The organism is Streptomyces sp. CB02009, assembly GCF_001905825.1.
GTDB lineage: Bacteria > Actinomycetota > Actinomycetes > Streptomycetales > Streptomycetaceae > Streptomyces.
Genome location: NZ_LIVV01000009.1, coordinates 365,594 through 388,460, shown reverse-complemented (window position 1 = coordinate 388,460; position 22,867 = coordinate 365,594). Strand labels below are relative to the sequence as shown.

The 22,867-nt window shown below is 72.9% G+C and carries 22 protein-coding genes; 11 read left to right on the top strand and 11 right to left on the bottom strand.

Features of this window, described 5'->3' with window-relative positions; all coding sequences use genetic code 11:
* Nucleotides 1–10 precede the first annotated feature (10 nt).
* Both AMK27_RS32425 and AMK27_RS32420 read right to left on the bottom strand, forming a co-directional pair.
* A complete protein-coding gene (locus tag AMK27_RS32425) occupies nt 11–889 on the bottom strand; it encodes an AraC family transcriptional regulator (protein ID WP_073916328.1) in 879 nt (292 codons plus the stop codon).
* 81 nt (nt 890–970) lie between these two features.
* Nucleotides 971–1,504, bottom strand: coding sequence for a GNAT family N-acetyltransferase (locus tag AMK27_RS32420; protein WP_073916326.1), 534 nt, complete (start codon nt 1,502–1,504; stop codon nt 971–973).
* 178 nt (nt 1,505–1,682) lie between these two features.
* On the opposite strand from AMK27_RS32420, the gene AMK27_RS32415 reads away from it, so the two are divergent.
* The 4 genes from AMK27_RS32415 (at nt 1,683) to AMK27_RS32400 (ending at nt 6,500) form a co-directional block, all read left to right on the top strand.
* Nucleotides 1,683–1,943 carry a DUF4229 domain-containing protein gene (locus tag AMK27_RS32415; RefSeq protein WP_073916323.1) on the top strand — a complete coding sequence of 87 codons (261 nt, stop codon included), beginning with the start codon at nt 1,683–1,685 and terminating at the stop codon, nt 1,941–1,943.
* Between the two features lie 374 nt (nt 1,944–2,317).
* Nucleotides 2,318–3,658 carry a dicarboxylate/amino acid:cation symporter gene (locus tag AMK27_RS32410; RefSeq protein ID WP_073916321.1) on the top strand — a complete coding sequence of 447 codons (1,341 nt, stop codon included), beginning with the start codon at nt 2,318–2,320 and terminating at the stop codon, nt 3,656–3,658.
* A 106-nt stretch (nt 3,659–3,764) separates the two neighbouring features.
* On the top strand, nt 3,765–4,409 hold the full coding sequence (locus AMK27_RS32405) for a TetR/AcrR family transcriptional regulator (RefSeq protein ID WP_073916318.1): 645 nt from the start codon (nt 3,765–3,767) through the stop codon (nt 4,407–4,409).
* Nucleotides 4,410–4,616: 207 nt separating this feature from the next.
* Nucleotides 4,617–6,500, top strand: coding sequence for an AMP-dependent synthetase/ligase (locus AMK27_RS32400; protein ID WP_073916317.1), 1,884 nt, complete (start codon nt 4,617–4,619; stop codon nt 6,498–6,500).
* Nucleotides 6,501–6,503: 3 nt separating this feature from the next.
* Here the strand turns inward: AMK27_RS32400 and AMK27_RS32395 are convergent, their stop codons facing one another.
* The 3 genes from AMK27_RS32395 to AMK27_RS32385 all read right to left on the bottom strand — a co-directional run bounded on the left by AMK27_RS32395 (nt 6,504) and on the right by AMK27_RS32385 (nt 9,836).
* Nucleotides 6,504–7,157 carry a pyridoxine/pyridoxamine 5'-phosphate oxidase gene (locus tag AMK27_RS32395; protein ID WP_073916315.1) on the bottom strand — a complete coding sequence of 218 codons (654 nt, stop codon included), beginning with the start codon at nt 7,155–7,157 and terminating at the stop codon, nt 6,504–6,506.
* Nucleotides 7,154–8,449 (bottom strand): FAD-dependent monooxygenase, encoded by a 1,296-nt coding sequence (locus AMK27_RS32390; protein WP_073916313.1) that lies wholly within the window; start codon nt 8,447–8,449, stop codon nt 7,154–7,156. Before AMK27_RS32390 ends, AMK27_RS32395 begins: the two co-directional genes overlap by 4 nt.
* 109 nt (nt 8,450–8,558) lie before the next feature.
* Nucleotides 8,559–9,836 (bottom strand): thiolase C-terminal domain-containing protein, encoded by a 1,278-nt coding sequence (locus tag AMK27_RS32385; protein WP_073916311.1) that lies wholly within the window; start codon nt 9,834–9,836, stop codon nt 8,559–8,561.
* A gap of 105 nt (nt 9,837–9,941) precedes the next feature.
* Here AMK27_RS32385 and AMK27_RS32380 point away from each other — a divergent pair, with 105 nt between their 5' ends.
* Complete coding sequence (locus tag AMK27_RS32380; RefSeq protein ID WP_073916309.1) at nt 9,942–11,144, top strand: acyl-CoA dehydrogenase family protein; 1,203 nt, start codon at nt 9,942–9,944, stop codon at nt 11,142–11,144.
* Nucleotides 11,144–11,614, top strand: coding sequence for a nitroreductase family deazaflavin-dependent oxidoreductase (locus tag AMK27_RS32375; protein WP_073916307.1), 471 nt, complete (start codon nt 11,144–11,146; stop codon nt 11,612–11,614). The genes AMK27_RS32380 and AMK27_RS32375 overlap by 1 nt, the downstream gene beginning before the upstream one ends.
* 171 nt (nt 11,615–11,785) lie before the next feature.
* Here the strand turns inward: AMK27_RS32375 and AMK27_RS32370 are convergent, their stop codons facing one another.
* Nucleotides 11,786–12,433: a TetR family transcriptional regulator gene (locus tag AMK27_RS32370; protein ID WP_030315615.1), complete on the bottom strand. Its 648-nt coding sequence runs from the start codon at nt 12,431–12,433 to the stop codon at nt 11,786–11,788.
* Between the two features lie 363 nt (nt 12,434–12,796).
* Here AMK27_RS32370 and AMK27_RS32365 point away from each other — a divergent pair, with 363 nt between their 5' ends.
* Together AMK27_RS32365 and AMK27_RS32360 are read left to right on the top strand one after the other, a co-directional pair.
* Nucleotides 12,797–13,582, top strand: a complete 786-nt coding sequence (locus AMK27_RS32365) for a VOC family protein (RefSeq protein WP_073916622.1) — start codon at nt 12,797–12,799, stop codon at nt 13,580–13,582.
* A gap of 137 nt (nt 13,583–13,719) precedes the next feature.
* Nucleotides 13,720–16,188: an outer membrane protein assembly factor BamB family protein gene (locus AMK27_RS32360; RefSeq protein WP_073916305.1), complete on the top strand. Its 2,469-nt coding sequence runs from the start codon at nt 13,720–13,722 to the stop codon at nt 16,186–16,188.
* 49 nt (nt 16,189–16,237) lie between these two features.
* Here the strand turns inward: AMK27_RS32360 and AMK27_RS32355 are convergent, their stop codons facing one another.
* Nucleotides 16,238–16,888 carry a hypothetical protein gene (locus AMK27_RS32355; RefSeq protein ID WP_073916303.1) on the bottom strand — a complete coding sequence of 217 codons (651 nt, stop codon included), beginning with the start codon at nt 16,886–16,888 and terminating at the stop codon, nt 16,238–16,240.
* Nucleotides 16,889–17,013: 125 nt separating this feature from the next.
* On the opposite strand from AMK27_RS32355, the gene AMK27_RS32350 reads away from it, so the two are divergent.
* Nucleotides 17,014–17,565 carry a hypothetical protein gene (locus AMK27_RS32350; protein WP_073916301.1) on the top strand — a complete coding sequence of 184 codons (552 nt, stop codon included), beginning with the start codon at nt 17,014–17,016 and terminating at the stop codon, nt 17,563–17,565.
* 18 nt (nt 17,566–17,583) lie between these two features.
* Here AMK27_RS32350 and AMK27_RS32345 read toward each other — a convergent pair whose 3' ends face one another.
* The 3 genes from AMK27_RS32345 to AMK27_RS32335 are packed head-to-tail and all read right to left on the bottom strand — an operon-like array spanning nt 17,584 to nt 19,947.
* Nucleotides 17,584–18,369, bottom strand: coding sequence for an enoyl-CoA hydratase/isomerase family protein (locus AMK27_RS32345; protein ID WP_073916298.1), 786 nt, complete (start codon nt 18,367–18,369; stop codon nt 17,584–17,586).
* Complete coding sequence (locus AMK27_RS32340; protein WP_073916297.1) at nt 18,366–18,791, bottom strand: Zn-ribbon domain-containing OB-fold protein; 426 nt, start codon at nt 18,789–18,791, stop codon at nt 18,366–18,368. Before AMK27_RS32340 ends, AMK27_RS32345 begins: the two co-directional genes overlap by 4 nt.
* Nucleotides 18,792–18,804: 13 nt before the next feature.
* Complete coding sequence (locus tag AMK27_RS32335; RefSeq protein WP_073916296.1) at nt 18,805–19,947, bottom strand: lipid-transfer protein; 1,143 nt, start codon at nt 19,945–19,947, stop codon at nt 18,805–18,807.
* Nucleotides 19,948–20,036: 89 nt separating this feature from the next.
* Here AMK27_RS32335 and AMK27_RS32330 point away from each other — a divergent pair, with 89 nt between their 5' ends.
* Nucleotides 20,037–21,593, top strand: a complete 1,557-nt coding sequence (locus AMK27_RS32330; RefSeq protein WP_073916620.1) for a FadD3 family acyl-CoA ligase — start codon at nt 20,037–20,039, stop codon at nt 21,591–21,593.
* A 99-nt stretch (nt 21,594–21,692) separates the two neighbouring features.
* On the top strand, nt 21,693–22,361 hold the full coding sequence (locus tag AMK27_RS32325) for an LppU/SCO3897 family protein (protein WP_073916293.1): 669 nt from the start codon (nt 21,693–21,695) through the stop codon (nt 22,359–22,361).
* A 241-nt stretch (nt 22,362–22,602) separates the two neighbouring features.
* Here AMK27_RS32325 and AMK27_RS32320 read toward each other — a convergent pair whose 3' ends face one another.
* Entirely contained in the window at nt 22,603–22,845 is a 243-nt protein-coding gene (locus AMK27_RS32320; protein WP_073916291.1) for a hypothetical protein, read from the bottom strand.
* Between the last annotated feature and the right edge of the window lie 22 nt (nt 22,846–22,867).

Below are 22,867 nucleotides of genomic sequence, written 5' to 3'. Positions count from 1 at the left end.
GGCGCTTCGCTCATCCCGCCGTGTGCTCCACCGGGATCCACAGCTCCGCCGCGGCCGTCGTCCAGTCCTCCGAGGGGCGGAGGCTCATGATCTCGGGGCCCGGCCTGATCGCGTACGGGTTGGACGGGAACCACTGGGTGAAGATGTCCCGCCACAGGTGCTGCACGGCCTCCGGGAGCGGGCCCTCGTTCTCGAAGACCGCCCAGGTGCCGGCCGGCACGTCGAGCACCTCGAACTCCGCCGGTGCCTCGGCGTCGCTCACCACCGCGTGCCAGTAGTCGAGCTGGGCGCCCTCCTCCCGGCTGTCGGTGAGGTGCACGACCGCCGAGACGACCCCCCGGGGCTCCTGGTCCGAGAGGCGCCCGAGCCGCTCGATCGCCTCCTGGCCGAGGGACCGGATGTGCGCGGCGATCGCCGGGTTCTCCCCCTCGTGGACCAGCGGGACCCGGGCCTTCCGCCCGACGACCCGGAGGTCCTTCTTCTCCACGACCCTGTACCGCATGCTGCTGTTCCCTTCGACGACGAGTCGGAAGGACATCCGCGGCTGGGCGTTGAGCGCGGCCCCGCTGCGGCGTGCCTCGCCGGGGCCGACCCCGTGCACCGCGCGGAACGCGCGGGCGAAGGCCTCCCCGGAGCCGTAGCCGTGGCGCACCGCGATCTCCAGGAGCGTCCGTTCCCCGGCGAGCACCTCGGCACCCGCGACGGTGAGCCGCCGGCGCCGTACGTACTCCGACAGGGGCATGCCGGCGAGCGCCGAGAACATGCGCCGGAAGTGGTGCTCCGAGGTCGTCGCGATCCGGGCGAGCCCGGCCGGGTCGAGGTCGCCGTGGACCTCGGTGACGAGGTGCTCCTCAATGTGGTCGAGTGCCTGGTTGAGCCGCTCCAGCACGTGGTCCGTCCTTCCCTTTTCCTTGCTCTCACCGTAGGAAGAGGCCAGGAGCCCGGACCCGACTTCCTGTGTCCGGTCCTGTCAGGTGAGCGGCAGCAGCATGACGATGTCGTCGCGGTCGTCCCCGGGGGCGACCCGGATCGCGTCGGGGACGCGGCCGACCTCCTTGTAGCCGCACTTGGCGTAGAAGCCGTCGACGCCGGTGCCGCCCCGGCAGGTCAGCCGGACGGCCTCGATGCCCTCGAAGCCGCCGGCGGTCCGGGCGGTGTGCTCGACCGCGGCCATGAGGTCGCGGCCGTATCCCCTGCCCTGGTGCCGGGGGTCGACCATCACCGTGTAGAGCCACACCCAGTGCTGCATCAGGGGGTGGGTGTTGAAGGTGAAGAACGCGGTGGCGGCGACCGCGCCGTCCTCGTCGCGGCCGACGAGCAGCCGCGTCCCGCCCTCGCTCATCGCGACGAGGTGCTTGAGCAGCGAGGGGCGGATCTCGTCGGGAGTGACGGGCGGGACGAAGCCGACCGCGCCGCCGGCGTTGGAGACGTCGGCCCAGAGGGCGAGCACGCCGTCGCGGAGGGCGGGGTCGATCGCCGGATCCACCTCAAACGTAAGGGTCATGGGGCGAGCTTAGCTATTACTTGCACGGTGCTCAAGGGGAGCCTCCGGGGTGCTCGCGAGGCCCCGCCCCCGGGGTGCCCCCGGAGCGCCGCCGGGGTCGTGCTTCACTGGAGGGGCTCTTGTCCCGTATGGGATCTTGGGAACTTTTCGGAACGTCGGAACGGAAGAGTGGGCTGACATGCTCCGCTACACGCTGATGCGTCTCGGCATCTTCGCCGGATGCTTCCTCGCCCTGTGGGGTCTCGTCTACATCGAGGTGCTGCCGCGCGGCCTCGGCGACTCGAACCTGCTCTGGGTCCTCGTCCTCGCCATCGTCATCTCCGCCCCGCTGAGCTTCGTCCTGCTGCGGAAGGTGCGCGACGAGGCGAGCGCCGAGGTCGTGGCGAAGGTCGACCGCGCGAAGGGCCGGCTGGCGGCGAACCGGTCCCAGGAGGACTAGTCCACACCGCCCGCCGCCCGTAAAGGCTGCGTAAGCTTGCTCACAGATCATCCGCCCCGGGCGGGAGCTTCCCAGGCTCCCGCCTGGGGCGTTCTGTGTTTCGGAGGCGAAACGGGGTTTCGCCTACCCCAAAGAAGGGCTTTGAGGTTCTCAAAGTTCAAGTGTTAACGTGTTCGACATGACGACAGCAGTGCGCCCCTCTCATGCCGCGAGCACCCCGCTCGTGGCGCGCCTGCACGTCGATCTGTGCCGCTGTATGTCCGCGGTCTGTTGCCGCGGGGTCTGACCCGGCATCATGCAGCGGCCCGCGTGAAAACGCGTGTGTGCCGCACCCCCGTCCCGTATTTCCCGATACGCACCTGTGGAGTGTGTCTGTGTCCGCGTCCGCGACCACACCCGAGAAGCAGTCCCCCGCTTCCTCGCGCATACCGAAGATCCCGTTCTGGGCCCAGATCATCGCCGGTCTGGTCCTCGGCGCCCTGCTCGGCTGGATCGCCCGCAGCCAGGACGTCTCCTGGCTGAAGGAGACCCTCGGCCAGGTCGGCGACATCTTCGTCCAGCTCCTGAAGCTGGCCGTCGCCCCGCTCGTCTTCTTCGCGATCCTGGTCTCGATCACCAACCTGCGGAAGGTGAACAACGCCGCCAGGCTCGCCACCCGCACCCTGCTCTGGTTCATGATCACCTCGCTGATCGCGGTGGCCATCGGCCTCGCCATCGGCCTGATCACCAACCCGGGCGCCGGCACCGGCCTCACCCCGCAGGACGGCAAGCTGCCGAAGCGCGAGGGCTCCTGGATCGACTTCCTGACCGGCATCATCCCGACGGACGTCATCACGCCGTTCACCGAGCTGAACGTCCTCCAGATCGTCTTCATGGCCGCCGTCGCCGGCATCGCCGCCCTCAAGCTCGGCGACCGGGCCAAGCCGATCCTCACGCTCTCCGAGTCGGTCCTGGAGCTCCTCCAGAAGGCCCTGTGGTGGGTCATCCGCCTCGCCCCGCTCGGCACCGTCGGCCTCATCGGCTTCGCCATCGCCGACTACGGCTGGGACCTGATCGGCAAGTACGCGACCTTCACCGCCGACGTCTACATCGGCTGCGCCCTGGTCATGTTCGGCGTCTACCCGCTGCTGCTTGCGACGGTCGCCAAGGTCAACCCGATCCAGTTCTACAAGGGCGCCTGGCCGGCCATCCAGCTGGCCTTCGTCTCCCGCTCCTCGGTCGGCACGATGCCGGTCACCCAGAAGGTCACCGAGCGCCTCGGCGTCCCGAAGGAGTACGCCTCCTTCGCCGTCCCGTTCGGCGCGACGACCAAGATGGACGGCTGCGCCGCGATCTACCCGGCGCTCGCCGCGATCTTCATCGCGCAGATCTTCGACGTGCAGCTCGGCATCGGCGACTACCTGCTGATCGCCTTCGTGTCGGTCATCGGCTCGGCGGCCACCGCAGGCCTGACGGGCGCGACGGTCATGCTGACCCTCACCCTCTCCACCCTGGGCCTCCCCCTGGAGGGCGTCGGCCTCCTGATGGCGATCGACCCGATCCTGGACATGATGCGCACGGCCACGAACGTCGCCGGCCAGGCGCTCGTCCCGGTGATCGTCTCCGCCCGCGAAAAGATCCTCGACCTCACGTCGTACGAGAACGCCTCGTCGTCCCCGATCGACGACCTGGTCGAGACCCGCGAGCCCCAGGAGAAGGTCGCCGTCGCGGCCTGACCCCTGTCGCACCACCCGCTCTGCGTGCCCCCTGCCCCGTCGGGCAGGGGGCACGTAGGCTTTCGGCGGGGCAGCCAGTGGATCTTGGGAGCAGGGGTGGGCCGCCATGGCCGGTGGTACCAGGGCGCGGCGGTTGCCGCGGGCCGTGCGGGAGCGGCAGATGGTGGACGCGGCCGTGCGCTGCTTCGCGCGGAGCGGCTACCAGGCCGCCTCCATGGACGAGATCGCCGAGTCGGCGGGGGTGTCGAAGCCGCTCGTCTACCTCTATCTGCACTCCAAGGAGGAGCTGTTCACCGTCGTCATCCGGCGGGAGGCGCAGGCGCTGCTCGGGGTCGTGGCCGAGGCGGTCGTCGACCGGACCGCGCCGCCCGACGAGCGGTTGTGGGCGGGGCTGATGGCCTTCTTCACCTTCGCCGCGGAGCATCCGGACTCCTGGACGGTGCTCAGCCGGCAGGCGCGGACGCACGGGGAGCCGTTCGCCGGGGAGGCGGCGCGGATGCGGGACGAGATCACGGCGTTCGTCGCGGGGCTGATCGGTGAGGCGGCGCGGGAGGCGCCGGGCGGTGCCGGGATCACCGGCCGGGACGTCGACGCGCTCGCGCAGGCGCTCGTCGGGTCCGCCGAGTCGCTGGCGAGCTGGGCCAACGAGACTCCGGGGGTGACGGCGAAGGAGGCGGCCGCGACGCTGATGAACTTCGCGTGGTCGGGTCTGGGGAACCTCATGAAAAGCGAGCGCTGGTCTCCCCGCTGACGCTTACCTCGCAGTAAGGTTACCGGCTAGTCAAGACTGTTGCAGAGTATGCAACGTGCCGGAGGGTGACCGCACTTCACCGCCGCACTACGCCAGTTCACCGCCGCACAATGCCCATTCAACGCCGCATGACCGCACTTCACCTCCGCACGACGCCCGTTCACCGACGTACGACCTCAGTTCATCGCGCAGACCGAGGAGCCGCACGTGTCCGTCGTCACCGCACCGTCCGGGAGCGAACCGGTCGAGCCGCACAAGACCCTGGTGGACGGGGTCGTCCGCGAGGTCTCCGTGCCCGCGCTCGTCCCCGCGATCCGCCGGGGCTCGCTCGCCGACCTGCCGTACGACAACGCCCGCCAGGACCCCGAGGCGGTGCTCTTCTCCCGCAAGGGGCCGGACGGGGTGTGGGCCGACGTCACCGCCTCCGCCTTCGCCGCCCAGGTCCACTCCGTCGCCAAGGGCCTCATCGCGCACGGCCTGCGGCCCGGCGACCGGCTCGCCCTCATGGCGCGGACCACCTACGAGTGGACGCTGATCGACTTCGCCGCCTGGGCCGCCGGGCTCGTCACCGTCCCCGTCTACCCGACCTCCTCCGCCTTCCAGACCCGCTGGATCCTCCAGGACTCCGGCGCCGCCGCCTGCGTCGTCGAGGACCCGGCCCAGGCCCGGCTCGTCTCCGCCGAGCGGCGGCAACTGCCCGGCCTCGCCCACCTCTGGGTCCTGGACACCGGCGCCGTCGACCAGCTCCGTGCGGCGGGCGCCCGGGTCGCCGACGAGGCCGTCACCGCCCGGCGCGGACTCCTCACCCCGGAGACCCTCGCCACCCTCATCTACACCTCGGGCACCACCGGCCGCCCCAAGGGCTGCGCCCTCACCCACGCCAACTTCTTCGCCGAGGTCGACAACGCGGTCCGGCTCCTCCACCCGGTCTTCGTCTCCGAGCACAAGGACCCGCCCGCCACGCTGCTCTTCCTGCCGCTCTCCCATGTCTTCGGGCGGATGGTGGCCATCGGCTGCGTCCGGGCCAAGGTCCGCGTCGGGCACGCCCCCTCGGTGGAGGGCCAGGAACTCCTCGACGACCTGGCCGGGTTCCGCCCCACCTTCCTCCTCGCCATCCCGTACGTCCTGGAGAAGGTCTTCCACTCCGCCCGCGCCACCGCCGAACGCGGCGGCAAGGCCGCCTCCTTCGACCGCGCCGCCCGGATCGCCCGCCGGTACGGACAGCAGGCGGCCCCCTCGCTCCCGCTGCGGGCCGCGCGGGCGCTCTACGACCCGCTCGTCTACCGGCGCATCCGGGCCGCGCTCGGCGGCCGGGTGAAGTACGTGCTCTCCGGCGGCTCCCCGCTCGGCGCGCACGTGTCGGAGTTCTTCGCCGGGGCGGGCGTGGAGGTCTTCGAGGGGTACGGCCTGACGGAGACCACGGCCGCGTCGACGGTGACCCCGCCCCGGCGGCCCCGCCCCGGCACGGTGGGCTGGCCGCTGCCCGGCACCTCGGTGCGGATCGCCGGCGACGGCGAGGTCTGGCTCAAGGGCGGTCATGTCTTCGCCGGGTACTGGGACGCCCAGCGCGGGGCGGCCGTGCCGTACACCGACGACGGCTGGTTCCCCACCGGGGACCTGGGCTCGCTCGACGCCGACGGCTATCTGCGGATCACCGGCCGCAAGAAGGACATCCTCATCACCTCGGCGGGGAAGAACGTGGCCCCGGCCCCGCTGGAGGACTGGCTGCGGGCCCATCCGCTGGTCGCCCAGTGCGTGGTCCTCGGCGACGACCGCCCGTACATCACGGCCCTGATCACCCTCGACCACGAGGGCCTGACGCACTGGCGGCGGATGCGGCACAAGGACCACCTGGCGCTCTGGGAGCTGACCCGGGACGAGGAGCTGCTCGCCGCGCTCGGGCGCGCGGTGGACGATGCCAACCGGCTGGTCTCCCGGGCGGAGTCGATCCGGGACTTCCGGGTCCTGAACGCCGAGTTCTCGGAGACCTCCGGTCATCTGACCCCGTCGCTCAAGCTCAAGCGGCGGGCGGTGCTGCGGGACTTCGCCCGGGAGATCGAGGAGATGTACGGCTCGGGAGCGGCCGAATAGCGGTCAGGGCCAGAGGAGTTCGCGGGTCCAGCCCTCGTCCGTGCGCCGGTAGCGGAGCCGGAGGTGGCGGCGTCGCGCGTCGCCCTGGAAGAACTCGACCTCGGCCGGCTCGACGAGGTAGAGCGTCCAGGTGGGGGCGGGGGCGTCCGGCTCCGCCTCGGCCCGGCGCCACGCCTCGGAGCTCGCCTCCGCGAGGGTCTCGGGGGAGTCGAGGAGCTCGCTCTGCCGGCCCACCAGGGCCGCGGCGAGGGCGCCGGTGGAGCGGGCGTGGAGGTCCTCGTACGCCTCCTCCGGCGTCCCGGTGGTGACATGGCCCCGGATCCGGACCTGGCGGCCCTGGGCCGGCCAGTAGAAGCCGAGGGCGGCCTCGGGGCGGGCGGCGAGCTGGCGGCCCTTGGCGCTGGTGGCGTGGGTGGCGAAGTGCCAGCCGCGCGCGTCGGCGTCGTGCAGCATCACCGTGCGGACGTCGGGCCTGCCGTCCTCGTCGACGGTGGCCAGGGAGAGGGTGTGCGGCTCGGTCTGGCCGGCCGCGACCGCCGCCGTGAACCAGTCGTGGAAGAGGGGGAGCGGCTCGGGCGGGGTGCCCGCCGGGTCGAAGGCGGGCAGCTCGGTGTCCCAGACCTTCAGGGAGCGCAGGGCGTGGTGGAAGTCGGTCATGAGGCCACGGTAGAGCGCGGGGCGGGTACGCTGCTCGTGAGCGGCGTCCGGTAGTCCACCAGCGGGACCGCGTTCGCCGCCGCCTGGATCTCGTCGCGGATCTTCCGGGCGATGAGGTTCTTCCACGGGGTCCTCGGCAGCGTGCGCACCATGAACATGCGCAGCGCGATCTTCCACCGGGAGCCGACGGTCATCTCCTTGACGAAGCCCTCGGCCATCCTCTGGTTCCGCTCCACTCCGGGCCGCATGTGCGCCTCGTAGCGCGCGAAGGCGACGCGGTGGTCGCCGCCGGCCCGGGCCAGTTCGCCCGCCAGGACGTACGCGCCGGTGAGGGCGAGTCCGGTGCCCTGGCCGGAGGCGGGGGAGGAGCAGTGGGCGGCGTCGCCGAGGAGGACGACGCGCCCCTTCGACCAGCGGTCCATCTCGATCAGGGAGAGGGAGTCGAAGTAGAGGTCGTCGGCGTCGGCGGCGTGGCCGAGGAGCCGGGGGATCTCCCATCCGTCGCCGGTGAAGGCCTCGGTGAGGTGGCGCCGCTGGGCGGTGATGTCCCGGTGGTGGTACGGGAGTTCCTCGGGCGAGGAGAAGATGAAGAGGTTCTTCGCGTCGGTCTCGCCGGCCGAGCTGTAGACGCAGACCAGCTTCCCGGGCAGCGCGTGGTACGTCTCCCAGCGGTCGAGGCCCAGGTGGTTGGGGGCGGTGAAGATGGAGACGTACGCGCCGAGGTGGCGCTTGAACCGCTTCTCCTCGCCGAAGACCAGGCGCCGGGTGTGGGAGTGCAGTCCGTCGGCGCCGACCACCAGGTCGAAGCGGCGGACGGTGCCGCTCTCGAAGGTGACGGTGACGCCGTCGGGGTCCTCGTCGAGGGTGGCGATCGAGTCGCCGAAGAGGTACTCGACGTCGTCGCGGGTCCGCTCGTGGAGGATGCGGGCCAGTTCGCCGCGCATGATCTCGTCGTCGTCCTCGACGCGTCCGCCGAAGACGTCGGCGGGCAGTTCGCCGATGGTGCGGCCGCGGTCGTCGACGTAGGAGCCGCCGCGCATGTCCGTGGAGCGGGCGCGGATCTCGTCGAGGATCCCCATCCGGCGGCAGACCTCGATCGCGGTGCCGCGGATGTCCACCTTGTAGCCGCCGGAGCGGAGTTCGGGGGCGCGCTCGACGACGGTGGGGGTGAAGCCGTAGCGGTGCAGCCAGAGGGCGAGGGCGGGGCCGGCGACCGAGGCGCCCGAGATGAGGACGGTCTTCGCCGCGGTGGGGGCGGCGGTGTTCGGGGTGCTGTGCGCGGTGCTGTTCACGGCAGGACTCCTTGTCGGTGGCGGCGGGCCGTTCCCTTGCCCGCGGACATGACTATACGGATGTCCTAAACGCTTGTCTATGACGCTTGTATAGATTCCTGGCCGCGGCTCACGAGCGGCCCAGGACCACCGTCCCCGACGAGCAGAACCAGCCCCCCGTGCCCGACGCCACCGCCACCTCCGGCAGGCTTCCGTCCGGCCGCCGCACCTGGAGCCCCGGCGCCTCCCCGCGCAGCTGCCGCACCGCCTCGACCAGCAGGAACAGCCCCCGCATCCCCGGATGGCAGGCCGAGAGCCCGCCGCCGTCCGTGTTCACCGGCAGCCGGTCCTTCTCCTGGACGAACGCCCCTCCCTCGCCCTTCGCGCAGAAGCCCAGGTCCTCCAGGGTCACCAGGGTCATGTAGGTGAAGGCGTCGTAGACCTCGGCGAGGTCCACGTCCGCCGGGGTCACGCCCGCCCGCTCGAAGGCGAGCCGGCCGCTGACCGCCGCCGGGGAGACCGTGAAGTCCTCCCACTCCGACATCGTGGTGTGCGAGACGTGCTCGCCCGTGCCGAGCACCCACACCGGGGCCTTGCGGCAGTCCTGGACGTACTCCTCCGCGACCAGGAGCACCGCGCAGCCGCCGTCGGAGCGCAGGCAGCAGTGCAGTTTGGTGAACGGGTCCGCGATCATCGGTCCGGCCAGCACGTCGTCCACGGTGATCGGGTCGCGGAACATCGCCTCCGGGTTGAGCGCCGCGTTCGCCCGCGCCCGTACGGCCACCTCGGCGAGCTGCTCCAGGGTCGTCCCGTACTCGTGCATGTGGCGGCGGGCGGCCATCGCGTACTTGGCGATCAGCGTGTGCCCGTACGGCACCTCGAACTGGAGCGGGCCGCGCGCGCCGAACGAGAGGTTCGCGGTGCGGCGCCGGGCGCGGATGTCGGCGCGGGCGGTGGAGCCGTATACGAGGAGGACCGCGTTCGCGTGGCCCGCGGCGATCGCGTCGGCGGCGTGCGCGGCCATGACCTCCCAGGTGGCGCCGCCGACGGCGGTCGAGTCCACCCAGCGGGGCCGGAGTCCCAGGTACTCGGCGACCTCGACCGGGGCGAGGGTGCCGAGGCCCGCCGAGGCGAGGCCGTCGATCAGCGAACGGTCCAGGCCGCTGTCCGCCAGCGCGCGCCGGGCGGCCTGGGCGTGCAGGGCGTAGGGGGTGGCCTCGTCGACCCGGCCGCAGTCGGCGAGGGCGACGCCCGCGACGGCGACACGGCGGGGGCGCCCGCCGCGGGCGGCGGCTCCGGTGGTGGCCGGCGCGGCGGCGGGCGCGGCGGGCTGCGCGAGGGGCGGGCCGGCGGTCGGCGCGGTGGTCGGGCCGGCGGGCTGCGCGGTGGGCGGCACGGTGGTCGGCATGAATCTGACGGTACATCAGATCTGTGCGAACGGAACCGGCGCGACTCTGGCAACCGGCCCGGCGCGGGCCTAGCATGACGCACCGTCAGAAACGGAGGGAGCCTCATGGACGCCTCGCTCGTCGTCCCGCTCACCGAGGAGCAGCAGCGGATCCGCCGCACCCTGCGCGACCTGCTCGCCGAACGGGCCGGACCGCGGGAGAACCGCGCGGCCACCACCACCCCCCAGGGCTACGACCCCGACCTGTGGGCCAGCATGTCCGCCACCCCCGGTGCCGCCGGGCTCGCCCTCCCCGAGGAGTACGGCGGAGCGGGCCGCGGACCCGCCGAACTCGCCCTCGCCTGCGAAGAGGCCGGCCGCGCCCTCGCCCCCTCCCCGCTCCTCGCGACCGGTGTCCTCGCCGCCCCGCTCCTCGCCGCCCTCGGCACCCGCGAGCAGCGCGCCGCACTCCTCCCCAGGCTCGCGGACGGCAGCCTGACCTGCGCCCTCGCCGTCCCCGGCGGCTCGCTGGCGCTCGCCCTCGGCCTCACCGGCGACAACACCGCCGAGGGCTGGTCCGGCGGCGGACGCGCGGGCGGCGTCCAGGCCCGCGCCGTCGACGGGGGCTGGCGGCTGTACGGCGAGGCCGCCCAGGTCCTCGACGGGCACAGCGCCGGACTGCTGCTCGTCGCCGCCCACGCCGGAGGTTTCGCCCGCAGCCGCACCCTGCTCTTCCTCGTCCGGCCGGAGGCGGCGGAGACGGCCGGGCTGGTCCGCACCCGGCAGGCCGCCCTGGACGCCACCCGGTCGCAGGCCACCGTCCAGTTCAGGGACACCGGGGCCGAACTCCTCGGCGAGGAACCGGCCGACGTCCTCGGCGTGCTCGCCGCCACCGGCCGGGCCGCCGCCGTCATGCTGGCCGCGGAGGCCGTCGGCGCGGCCCGGGAGGCCCTCGACCGGAGCGTCGCCCACGTCGGCGCGCGGGAGGGGTCCGGCCGGCCCGCCGGCTCCCTCCAGGCGGCCAGGCACCGCCTCGCCGAGCTGTACGTCCAGGTCGAGGCCGCCGGTTCGCTCACCTCCTGCGCGGCCAGGGAACCCGGACCCGGCCCCGACAGCGGGCCGCTCGCCCTCGCCCACGCCCTGGAGGCGCTCCGCGCCACCGCGGGCGAGTCCGTCCAGCTCCCCGGCGGCACCGGCTCCGCCTGGGAGCACGAGGCGCAGCTCTTCTTCCGGCGGGCCGCCTCCGACGAGCTGCTCTTCGGGCCCGTACGGAGGCTGCGCGCCCGCGCGGCGGAACGGACCGGACTCTTCGGAGAGGTGGCGGCGTGATGCCCGTCGGACGCACACTGATGCAGAAGATGTCCTCGACCAGGACCTTCGCCCGGATCGGCCCGCACGTCGTGCCCGCCATGGACAAGGCCGTGCACCGGCTGACCAGGGGAAAGGTGCTGCTCAGCGCCCGGATGCTGCCCGGCGTGGTGCTCACCGCCCGGGGTGCGAGGAGCGGGCTGCCCCGGGTCACCCCGCTCGCCTGCATGCCGGAGCCGGACGGCGGCTGGCTGCTCGTCGGCTCCAACTTCGGCCGCCCCGGACACCCGTCCTGGACGGCGAACCTGCTCGCCCATCCGGACGTCGAGGTGAACTGGAAGGGTGAGGACATCCCCGTGCGGGCGCGGCTGCTCGCGGGGGAGGAGCGCGCGGAGGCGTGGCGGGCGGCGCTCGTGTTCTGGCCGCCGTACGCCACGTACCAGGCGCGGATCGAGCGCGAGATCAGGCTGTTCCGGCTGAGCAGGCGCTGAGGCACTGAGGCGCTGAGGCGCTGAGGCGCCGAGGCGGGGCCAGGTCGCCGCCGGCCGCGGCCCGCGCCGACCGGCGGGAAGCCCGCCCGGACACGGCGACGCCGACGGCGGTCCGTGGGGGCGGGCCGCCGTCGGCGTCGACGACAGGACGGGTGGAGGAGGGGGTCGGAGCTATCGGGTCGGCTTCTTGCCGGTGATGCCCAGATGCACCAACAGGGCGAGGTTGGGCTTGAGTTCGGCCTGCTTCACGCCCCAGGTCGTGAAGCCCTTCTGGTGTCCGGCGACCGCGGCCAGCATGGCCACGAGCGAGCCGGCCATGGCGGCGGGGCTGACCTCCTTGTCGACCTTGCCCTTGGCCTGGAGCTCCTTCACTGCGTCCGTGAGGGAGTTGGTGACCGAGTTCAGGATCTTCATGCGGATCTTGTAGAACCGCTTGTCGCCCTCCGCGGCGCCGAGGTCCACGACCCGGAGGATGGCGTCGTGCTTCCGCCAGAAGTCCAGGAAGCCTTCGACGAGTTCCTCCGAGGTCTGCCAGCCGGCCTTGCCGACCCAGGAACGGCCGGAGACGAGCTCGGTCAACCCGGCTCCCTCCTTGGCCATTTCCTCCGCGATCTCGAGAACCGCCCCCTCGACGTCCGGGAAGTACTGATAGAACGTCGCGGGTGAAGTACCCGCCTTCCGGGCCACATCGATGACCTTGACGTCCCGGTAGGGCGAGGAGCTGAGCATCTCACCGAGGCAGTCGAGCAGCTTCTGCCGCGTCGCCTGGCCGCGTCGTCCGGCCACGCGGCCGTCGACGGTGCGTACTTGTCCTGTCATGCCGTCAGCTTACCGAGGGGGTGTCGGCGCGCGATTCGGCCGACTGCAAATGGGGTGCGCCCCTGTGCCAACCGTGTTCTCCGAGGTCGGCACGCGTGTCTCCCCGGGCGCGGCAGCGCGGGGGAGGGGCGTGATCGCGCCACTCGTGACGGCCGGGCGGGCGGCGGGCGGCCGGCCGGCGGGATCCTCGCGACCGGACCGGGGGATTCCCGTACCCGAATAGGCTTATGAACAGCCTGTGGACAACTTCGGTGGACAACTCAAGCGCCCCAAGGGTTCCAGGGCGATAAATCGCCACTTTGTTCGTATGTCCGGTCGGTGGCGGACGCTGCGGGACGCCTCCCGCCGACCTAGCGTGTGGACATGGCCGTACGCACTGAGGGCACCCCCTGCTGGGTGGACGCGCAGCTCCCCGACCTCGAAGCGGGCAAGCGCTTCTACGGCGAGCTCTTCGGCTGGACCTTCGACCCCGACCGCGACGAGGCACTCCTCGACGGACGCCGTGCCGCCGGCCTGCTCCCCAAGCGCGACGGCCGCATGCCCACCACCTGGACCGTCTACCTCGCCACCGAGAACGCCGGCACCCTCGCCGCCCGGATCAAGGCCGCCGGCGGCCAGATGGTGATGGAGCCCTACCCCGTCGGCCCCTTCGGCGTCCTCGCGCTCGCCGCCGACCCCGGCGGCGCCGTCTTCGGCCTCCGCCAGTCCGGCGACGACGACGGCTTCGAGGTGATCAACGAGCCGGGCGCCTTCTGCTGGATGGAGGTGTACACGCGCCGCCCCGAGGCCGTCGACACCTTCTACGCCACCGTCTTCGGCTACCTCGGCCGCCAGGCCGACGCCGACGAGGAGGGCAGGGACGCCGGCTTCGACTACCGCGTCTGGTCGCCCCCCGGCTCCCGGACCGGCGACGACAGCGCCTTCGGCGGACGCGCCGTGATCAGCGAGGCCTTCCCCGCCGAGATGCCGGGACACGTCCTCGTCTACTTCGCCGTCCCCGACTGCGACGAGGCCTGCGAGACCACCGTCCGGCTCGGCGGCCGGGTCGCCACCCCCGCCTTCGACACCCCGCACGGCCGCATCGCCGTCCTCCACGACAACCAGGGCGCGCGCTTCGCGGTCCTCTCGGAGCCGTCCGGCACGAGGTGAGGCCTCCCTTCCGGATGCGTTCGCTATGACCTGAGACACCCCGATCCGCCCCCGGGTTCGCAACCGGGCCCTCGGACAGGAAGAATCAGGGCCACGGGGCCGTACCCTCATGGCCCGTACGGGGAGGTGGCAGGCAAGTGGAACAGCTGACGCAGCACGACCCGAGACGTATCGGGCCCTTCGAGGTGCTGGGCCGGCTCGGCGCGGGCGGAATGGGCCTGGTCTATCTCGCGCGCTCGGCCTCGGGCCGGCGCGTGGCGATCAAGACCGTGCGCACGGAGCTCGCTGAGGACCAGCTGTTCCGGGTCCGCTTCACCCGTGAGGTGGAGGCCGCGCGGGCGGTCTCCGGCTTCTACACGGCCGCCGTCGTGGACGCCGACCCGCGGGCCGCCGTGCCCTGGCTGGCGACCGCGTACGTCCCCGCGCCCTCGCTCGAGGAAATAGTGAACGAGTGCGGACCGCTCCCGGCCCAGGCCGTGCGCTGGCTGGCCGCCGGCGTCGCCGAGGCCCTGCAGTCCATCCACGGCGCGGGCCTGGTCCACCGCGACCTCAAGCCCTCCAACGTCCTCGTCGTCGAGGACGGCCCCCGGGTGATCGACTTCGGCATCGCGTCGGGCGTCTCCAACACGCGCCTGACCATGACCAACGTCGCGGTCGGCACCCCGGCCTACATGTCCCCCGAGCAGGCCCGCGACTCGCGCAGCGTCACCGGCGCGAGCGATGTCTTCTCGCTGGGCTCGATGCTGGTCTTCGCGGCCACCGGCCACGCGCCGTTCCACGGCGCCAACCCGGTCGAGACCGTCTTCATGCTGCTGCGCGAGGGCCCCGACCTGGCGGGCCTGCCCGACGAGCTGCGGCCCCTCATCGACTCCTGCATGCAGATGGACGTCAGCCGCCGGCCCACCCCGGCCGACCTCCAGGCCCAGCTGGCCCCGCATCTCTTCGGTCCCGGCAGCGACGACAGCGGCACGGCCTCGGCCTGGCTGCCGCGCAGCGCCACCGACATGATCGAGACCCGCCGCGGCGGCCGCCCGGCTCCGGCGCCGACCGCGCCGCCGATGCCGCCGCGCCCGCCCCGGGGTCCCGCCGAGCGGGGCGGGGACCCGCGCTTCCCGGAGCCCGCGCCCGTCGGGGGCGGCGCCCGGCACGCCGAGCCCGGGCCCCTCGCCGGCGGCCGCCACGCCGGGCCCGCCGAGAGCTCGGGCGGCCCCGTGCGCCTCGCCGGCGCGACCGTCCCGATCGGCCCCGGCCCCCGGGTCGCCGACACGCGTGCGGCGCTCGCCGTCGGCCGGGGCGCCGACGCGGGCCCGGCGACCGGCTGGATCCGCCCGCCCGGCGGCGGCCCGCACGGCGCGGACCACGCTTCGCACGCCGGCTCGTACCCGGGGGAGCCCGGCCCGCCGCCCGGCTCCCGCCCGGTCAACGTGCCCCCGCAGGGCTCCGACCAGACCGCTCCGGCCGAGCCCGGCCCCTGGCGGCCGTGGCGCTTCCGGATGTCGAACGACGTCTGGGGTACCCCGGTCGTGGACGGCGACCTGTTGTACGTGACCTCTTTCGAGGTACACGCCCTGGACACCGGCAGCGGCCGGCGCCAGTTCAAGACCCGGGACGTGGCCTGGTCCATGGCCGTCGCCGCGGGCCGTATCCACGCCTCCGACGGGCCCACGCTCTACGCCCTCGACGCGACCGACGGCGCCGAGCGCTGGCGGCTGCGGACGGACGCCTGGGTGTACTCGCTCCAGGTCGACCGGGGCACCGTCGTCACCGGCACCCGGGGCGGCGGCGTACAGGCCTGGGAGGCCTCCAACGGCGCCAAGCTGTGGGAGATCACCGGCGCCCAGACGGACTTCGAGACCCCGGAGGCGGGGCCCGCCGTGCACGGCGACACCGTGTACGTGTGGCGGGACGCCCGGCTCCAGGCACTCGACGCCCGCACCGGGGCGGAGCGCTGGTCGTACCCGATCGGCGACGCCGCCTCCTGCGCCAACGTGCCCGTCCGCGTGGCCCCGGCCGAGGACGGCTGCGTGTACGTCTCCGCCGGGACCCGGGTCCTGTCGATCGACGTCGCCGCGGGCCACGTCCGCTGGCACTTCGAGGCGCCGGCCGTCTTCACCTCCCCGCCCGCGTTCGCCCCGGGCCCGGCGGTGACCGGCGGCGGGGTGTACCTCTCCGACCACCTCGGCACGGTGTACGCCCTCGACGCCACCACCGGCCAGGACCGGTGGCGGATCGCGACCGAGCCGCGCCAGTCGACCGAGCCGGTCCTCGTCGCCGACGGCAACATCCACGTCGGCAGCGGCAGCGCGCTCTACACGCTCGACGCGGTCACCGGCACGCCCCGGTGGCGGTTCGCGGCGGGCGGCGAACTCGTCGGCTCGCCCGTGGTCGCCGACGGCCGGGTCCACTTCGGCTCCGCCGACCACGTCCTCTACACCCTGGACGCGACCGGCGGGCAGCTCCGCTGGAAGCTCGCGACCGGCGGCGAGATCACCGGCTCGCCGGTGGTCAGGAACGGGGTCGTGTACGCCTGCAGCAAGGACCGCTGCGTGTACGCGCTCGACGCGGTCAAGGGCACGGCCACCGGCCGGGGGGCCGCCGGGCGGTAGCCGGCCGACTCCGGCGCACGGACAGGACAGGGACCCGCCCCGCAGCGCCTCAGCGCTGAGGAGGCGGGTCTCCCCGTCCCCGCTCCCGCTCCGGGTCCCGGGCGGGCACGTCGTCCCTGAACGGCGCGTCGTCCCGGACCGGCACCTCGTACGGCCGGGTCGCCGCGTACGGCGCCGAGGCCTGCGGGTGGGCGCCCGGCTCCTCCGGGAGGTACGTGTCGTCCGGGGGCGGGCCGTCGAGCGTGGGGTGGGTGGGCCGCGGCGCCCGGTCCACGTGGTGCGGCGGGCGGGACCTGCCCGACATGACCAGCGCGCCGAGCAGCAGCAGGATCCCGCCGCCGAAGGCGTTCGCGACCCCGTCGCCGAGCCCCGTACCGTCGCCGCCGATCGTGAGGCTGCCCTCCGCCTGCCCCACCCGCACCATCCACAGCACGGTGAAGCCGAGGACGACGATCCCGGCGAACGCGACGAGCAGCCGGGAGCGCAGCACCACTCCGAGGAGGGTCAGGAAGGCGGCGAAGAGGAACGGCGCGAGCATCGAGCCGAGCAGCTCGCCCTTGGCGTCGGTGATGCCGGTGAACAGCTCGTCGATCGCGTAGTCACGTCCGTGACGGCCGTCGTACCAGGCACGGAAGGGGCTCCAGACGGCGGCCGTCGCTCCGGCGAGAGCCAGGACCGAGCCGGCGACGTTGCGGATCATCGATGCGCCCTCCTTGACGGTCCGGCTCTCGCTCCCGACGCTACGCCCGGTGCGGGGGGCCCGCCACGCGGCCGCGGGGCGCCGCTACAGTGGCGCGGACACGACAGGAAGACGGGGGAGCGGCGATGGTACGCACACGCCTGAAGCTCGCGGCGACACTGGCGGTGGTGGTGCTGGCGCTGACCGGTTTCCACACCGGCCACGGCAGCAGCAGCGGTGGGGGCAGCGGCAAGAGCGGCAAGAGCAAGAGCCGCGGCCACTCGGACGACGACGACTCGGGCGGCGGCTGCTCCAGCGACGAGAAGAGCAACGACGACTACAGCGGCTCGGGCGGCTCGGGCACGCAGACGACGGCGCCCACCCCGACCGCCTCCCGTGCGACGGCCGAGGTCGTGGTCGTGGACTGCGTGAAGCCCGCGCAGAAGAAGCGGAAGGGCCGGCCGGCCCGTCGGGCGGATACGACGGCGACCCTGGAGATCACCTCGAAGAGCTGGGACACCGAGACGTTCCGGGTGACCCTGGAGTTCAAGGGCTCCACGGGCTCGGCGGTGGACTCGGCCGAGGCCCTCGTCACCGTCGAGGGCGGGAAGACGAAGAAGTTCGAGGTCGCGATGAAGAACCCGAAGGCCGTCGACCAGGTGAAGAACTGCTGGGTGTACGACGTACGGGTGGACTAGGCGCGTCCCCTCCGCGGGTCACCTGAGGCGGTGACCGCCCCTCCGCCTCTCGAACAGCTCCGCCTGACGGTCGGCCGTCAGGTTGCCCAGCGCGACCAGGTGCGGCGCGTGGGCCAGCGCCTGGGCCCTGGCGGCCTCCTTCACCGACCACAGCGCCCGGACCGTGCCCTGCACCGCCTCCGTGGGGTGGCCCGCGATGACCGCGGCGGCCTCGCGGGCTGCGGCCAGCGCGCCGCCGGGCGGGGTCAGCTCGGAGACGAGGCCCGTCTCGTACGCGCGCCGGGCCGAGATCCGTTCGGCGCTGCCCATCAGGGCCATCCGGGCGATCTCCCCGTACGGCATCCGCTGCGTCATGAGGACGGTCTCGAAGGCGCTGACCATGCCGTAGGTGGTGTGCGGGTCGAAGAAGGCGGCGTCCTCGCCCGCGACCAGGAACTCCGACTCGCCGAGCAGGTAGAAGGCCCCGCCGCAGGCCATCCCCTCGACGGCGGAGACGACCGGCTTCCACAGGTCGTTCGCCTTGGGTCCGATCGCCAGGAGCGGGTCGTCGATCGCGTACGGGGACGAGGGCTGCGGCACGTTCCCGGCGGCGGCCCGGTCGATGCCGGTGCAGAAGGCCCGCCCGCCCGCCCCGGTGACGACGATCGCGCGGATCTCGTCCTCGTACCGGAAGCCCCGCCAGACGGCGCCGAGGGCGCGGGCCATCTCCAGGGTGAGGGCGTTGTGCTTCTCCGGCCGGTCGAGGGTGACGACGGCGACCCCGGTCTCCTTGTCCCGCTCGACCGTGATGCCGGGGGTGCTCATCCGCGCTCCAGGAGCCAGCGGGGGACGACGACGCCGTCGATCTCGGCGAAGGCCACCCGCACCGGGGCGCCGATCCGGAGCCGGCTGGGGTCGACCGAGTTCAGGGGTGCGTCCGGGGTGGCGACGACGTTGCCGACGAGGCGGATGCGGGGGGCGTCGGCGAGTTCGACGATCACCGCGTTGTACGGGGCCTGGGCGGCGTACTCGGGCAGCAGGGGCGGGTGGGGGAGCACGTACGACCAGATCCGGCCGCGGCCGGACATCGGGCGCCACTCGCTCGCGAACGACTGGCAGTGCGGGCAGCAGGGGCGGGGCGGGAAGCGCAGCTCGCCGCAGTCGGCGCAGCTCTGGACGCGCAGTTCGCCCTGGGCGGCGTACTCCCAGAAGGGGGCGCCGTCCTCGTCGGTGACGGGGGTCAGCATGCGGATCAGCTCCTCAGGCGCGCAGCAGGATGGCGGAGGTGGGGACGCCCTCGCCCGCCGTGACGAGGCAGGTGGCGGCGTCGGGCACTTGGGCGGTGGAGGTGCCGCGGAGTTGCTTCACGCCCTCGTTGATGAGGTTGAAGCCGTGGACGTACGCCTCGCTGAGTCCGCCGCCGCCGGTGTTGACGGGCAGCCGGCCGCCGATCTCCAGCGCGCCGCCCTCGGTGAAGGCGCCGCCCTCGCCGCGGCCGCAGAAGCCGTAGCCCTCCAGGGAGAGCGGGACGAGCGGGGTGAAGGCGTCGTAGATCTGGGCGACGTCGACGTCCTGGGGGCCGAAGTCGGCCTGCTTCCACAGATGGCGGGCGGCGGTCCAGGCGGGTCCCGAGAGCGGGTCGTCGTTCCAGTAGTTGACCATGCCGTGGTGCTGGGCGGGCAGGCCCTGGGCGGCGGAGTGGACGTACACGGGCTTCCGGCGGCAGTCGCGGGCCCGCTCGGCTGAGACGATGACGCAGGCCAGCGCGCCGTCGGTCTCCAGGCAGTTGTCGAAGAGGCAGAGGGGTTCGCTGATCCAGCGGGAGGTCATGTACATCTCGCGGGTCAGGGGGCGTTCGTACATGATCGCGGCGGGGTTCTGGTTGGCGCGGTTGCGGCAGGCCAGGGCCACGTTGAAGAGGTGGTCGCGGGTGGCGCCGTACTCGTGCATGTAGCGGCGGGCGAGCATGCCGATCTCGTCGGCGGGCCGGAGCAGGCCGAAGGGGCGGGTCCACTGGCCGGGGGTGGGCAGCTGCACGGCGGTGTTCTTCCAGGGGCGGGGGCCGCTGCCCCGCTTCCGGGACCGCCAGGCGACGCCGACGCTCGCCTGCCCGGTGGCTACGGCGGCGGCGAGATGGCCGACGGTGGCGCAGGAACCGCCGCCCCCGTAGCCGACCTTGGAGAAGAAGGTGACGTCGCCCGCGCCGATGGCCTTGGCGACCTCGACCTCGTCGGTCTCCTCCATCGTGTACGAGGCGAAGCCGTCGACCTCGGAGGGTTCGATGCCGGCGTCGTCGAGGGCGGCGAGGATCGCCCGGCAGGCGAGTGTCCTCTCCGACTCGGGGAGCTGTTTCGCGAAGGCGGTCTGACCTATGCCGACGATGGCCGTGGCGTCCTTGAGCACCGAACCTCCTCATGGGGCAGCACTGCTGACAGCGCGTCAGGCTACAACTAATCTGACGGATAGTCAGCTACAGGAGGTTGGGTATGGACATGCGCGGCGACCTGGAGTGGGGCACGATCCCCGGTCTCGTACGGGCGGCCGCCGAGCGGTACGGCGCGCGGGAGGCCGTCGTCGACGGCCGCAACCGCGTCAGCTACGCCGAACTCGGCGAACGCGTCGAACGGGCCGCGGCCGCCTGTCTCGCCACCGGCATACACGTGGGGGACCGGGTCGCGATCTGGGCCCCCAACACCCTCGACTGGATCGTCTCCGCCCTCGGCGCCGTCACCGCCGGCGCCGTCCTCGTCCCGCTGAACACCCGCTTCAAGGGCACCGAGGCGGCGTACGTCCTCCAGCGCTGCCGCGCCCGGCTGCTCTTCGTCACCGGCACCTTCCTCGGCACCTCGTACGTGGCCTCCCTGCGCCGCTCCGGGGTCGCGCTCCCCGACCTGGAGAAGGTCGTGGTCCTCGGCGACAGCGCACCCGAGGAGTGGACGACCTGGAAGGAGTTCCTGGCGGCGGGCGACACCGTCCCGGCGGCCAGGGTCCACGAGCGGACCGCCGCCATCGACCCCGCGGCACCCTCGGACATCATCTACACCTCCGGCACCACCGGCCGCCCCAAGGGCGCCGTCATCAGCCACGCCCAGAGCCTGCGCTGCTACGCGGTCTGGTCCGAGCTGGCGGGCCTGCGCGAGGGCGACCGCTACCTCGTGGTCAACCCCTTCTTCCACACCTTCGGCTACAAGGCCGGGATCCTCGCCTGCCTGATGCGGGGCGCGGTGATCGTCCCGCAGTCGGTCTTCACGGTCGACACGGTCCTCGCCAACATCGCCGCCGAACGCATCACCGTCCTCCCCGGCCCGCCCACCCTCCACCAGTCCCTCCTGGACCACCCGGCCCGCGGGGCCCACGGACTCTCCACCCTCCGCCTCGTCGTCACGGGCGCCGCGGTCGTCCCCCTCCGCCTGGTCGAGCGCCTCCGCTCCGAACTGGGCGTCGGCACGGTCCTCACCGCGTACGGCCTCTCCGAGGCGAGCGGCATCGTCACCATGTGCCGCCGCGAGGACCCGGCCGAGACGGTGGCCACCACGTCGGGCCGCGCGATCCCCGGCACCGAGGTCCGCGTCTCGCCGACGGGCGAGGTCCTGGTCCGCGGCCACCATGTGATGACCGGCTACTTCGAGGACGAGGCGGAGACGGCGGCGGCGATCGACGAGGACGGCTGGCTCCACACCGGGGACATCGGCGTCCTCGACGAGGAGGGCAACCTGCGCATCACCGACCGGCTCAAGGACATGTTCATCGTGGGCGGGTTCAACGCCTACCCGGCCGAGATCGAGCAGCTCCTCGGCCTCCACCCGGACATCGCGGACGTCGCCGTGATCGGCGTCCCGGACCCGAGGCTGGGGGAGGTGGGCAAGGCGTTCGCGGTCCGGCGGCCGGGCGCGCGGGTCACGGCGGACGACCTGATCGCCTGGTCGCGGCGGGAGATGGCGAACTTCAAGGTGCCGAGGGAGGTCGAGTTCGTGACGGAGCTGCCGAGGAACGCGAGCGGGAAGGTGGTGAAGGGGGAGCTGAGGGCGCGGTGCGCCGGCGCGGCCTGAGGGTGCCCGCCCCCGAAGGGAGTGCAACCATCCGCAGCCGTGTACACGTCATACGGGCAGTCCTCGGCGAACCGCAGTCCCCCTCCCCTGGAGCAGCCCGTGTCCTCGCCAGCGCCTTCCGAGATCCCCCTCACCCTGACCCCGCAGCAGGCGGCCCAGGGCGTGGTCATCACCGTCACGCTGCCGACCGGCCCCGCCCACCTCGGCGTCCGCCCCTGCCGCCACGGCGAACTCGTCGCCGCACGGCTGGGCGAGGGCATCGTGTACCTGCGCATCACCGTCGCGGGCGGACAGAAGAAGGGCGGCGTCCTCGGCTGCCTGATCCCGCTCGCCGTGCTCGGCGCGATCGTCGTGGGCTCGTACCTCCTGAACGACGACGAGGACGACCGGGCGGGCTCGACGGGCCCCGGCCCGATCCCGACGTTCTCCTACCCGCCCCCGCCCACCTTCGACGTGGACGGCACCCCCACCGCCGGCACCACCCCGACGGAGGAGGAACCCGACCCGTACGAGAAGGGCACCTGCCTCAACGGCTCGCTCCCGGACTCGACGACCGCGCAGTCGGTGAGCGGCGTCGACGAGGTCCCGTGCTCGGCGTCCGACGCGCACTACAAGGTGATCCAGACGTTCCCGTTCACCTCGGACATGAACCGCTGCAACGCCAACCCCAAGACCCAGTACGCCTTCTCGCACCGCTACACGATGAACGGCGCGGTCGTCAGCCAGTACGTCTACTGCCTGATCGGCCTCGGGTCCTACGCGCGCTGACACCGCGGCGTGCCCGGCGCGCCGGGCACCGCACACACGCAGAAGAGGGGCCGGGCAGCTGCCCGGCCCCTCTTCTGCGGTGGTCCGATCGCGTTGCGCACGGGTCCTGCCCGGACGGATCCCCCCTGGTTCCGCCAGGTGTCCCCCAAGCCCGTGTGCTCCCCCGTCGACCGGACCTCCCTCGTCGGCCCCGGCGGCTCCCCCGAAGTCGCCGCCGCGGCCTCTCCCCGTCGGGAATGGTCTACTTGGCCGGCTCGGACGTGGCGTGCATGTCCTTGGTGGCGATGGACGCGTCGTGGCCGCCCGTGATCTTCTCGGTGATCGCGTCGATGGCCGGCTCGGACGTGGCGTGCATGTCCTTGGTGACGACGGACTCGTCACGGCCACCCGTGATCTTGCCGGTGATCGCGTCGACCGCCGGCTCGGAGGTGGCGTGCATGTCCTTGGTGGTGATGATCGGGTCCTGCTTGATCGGGTCGGTCATGCTCGTCAACTCCTGCGTGTGA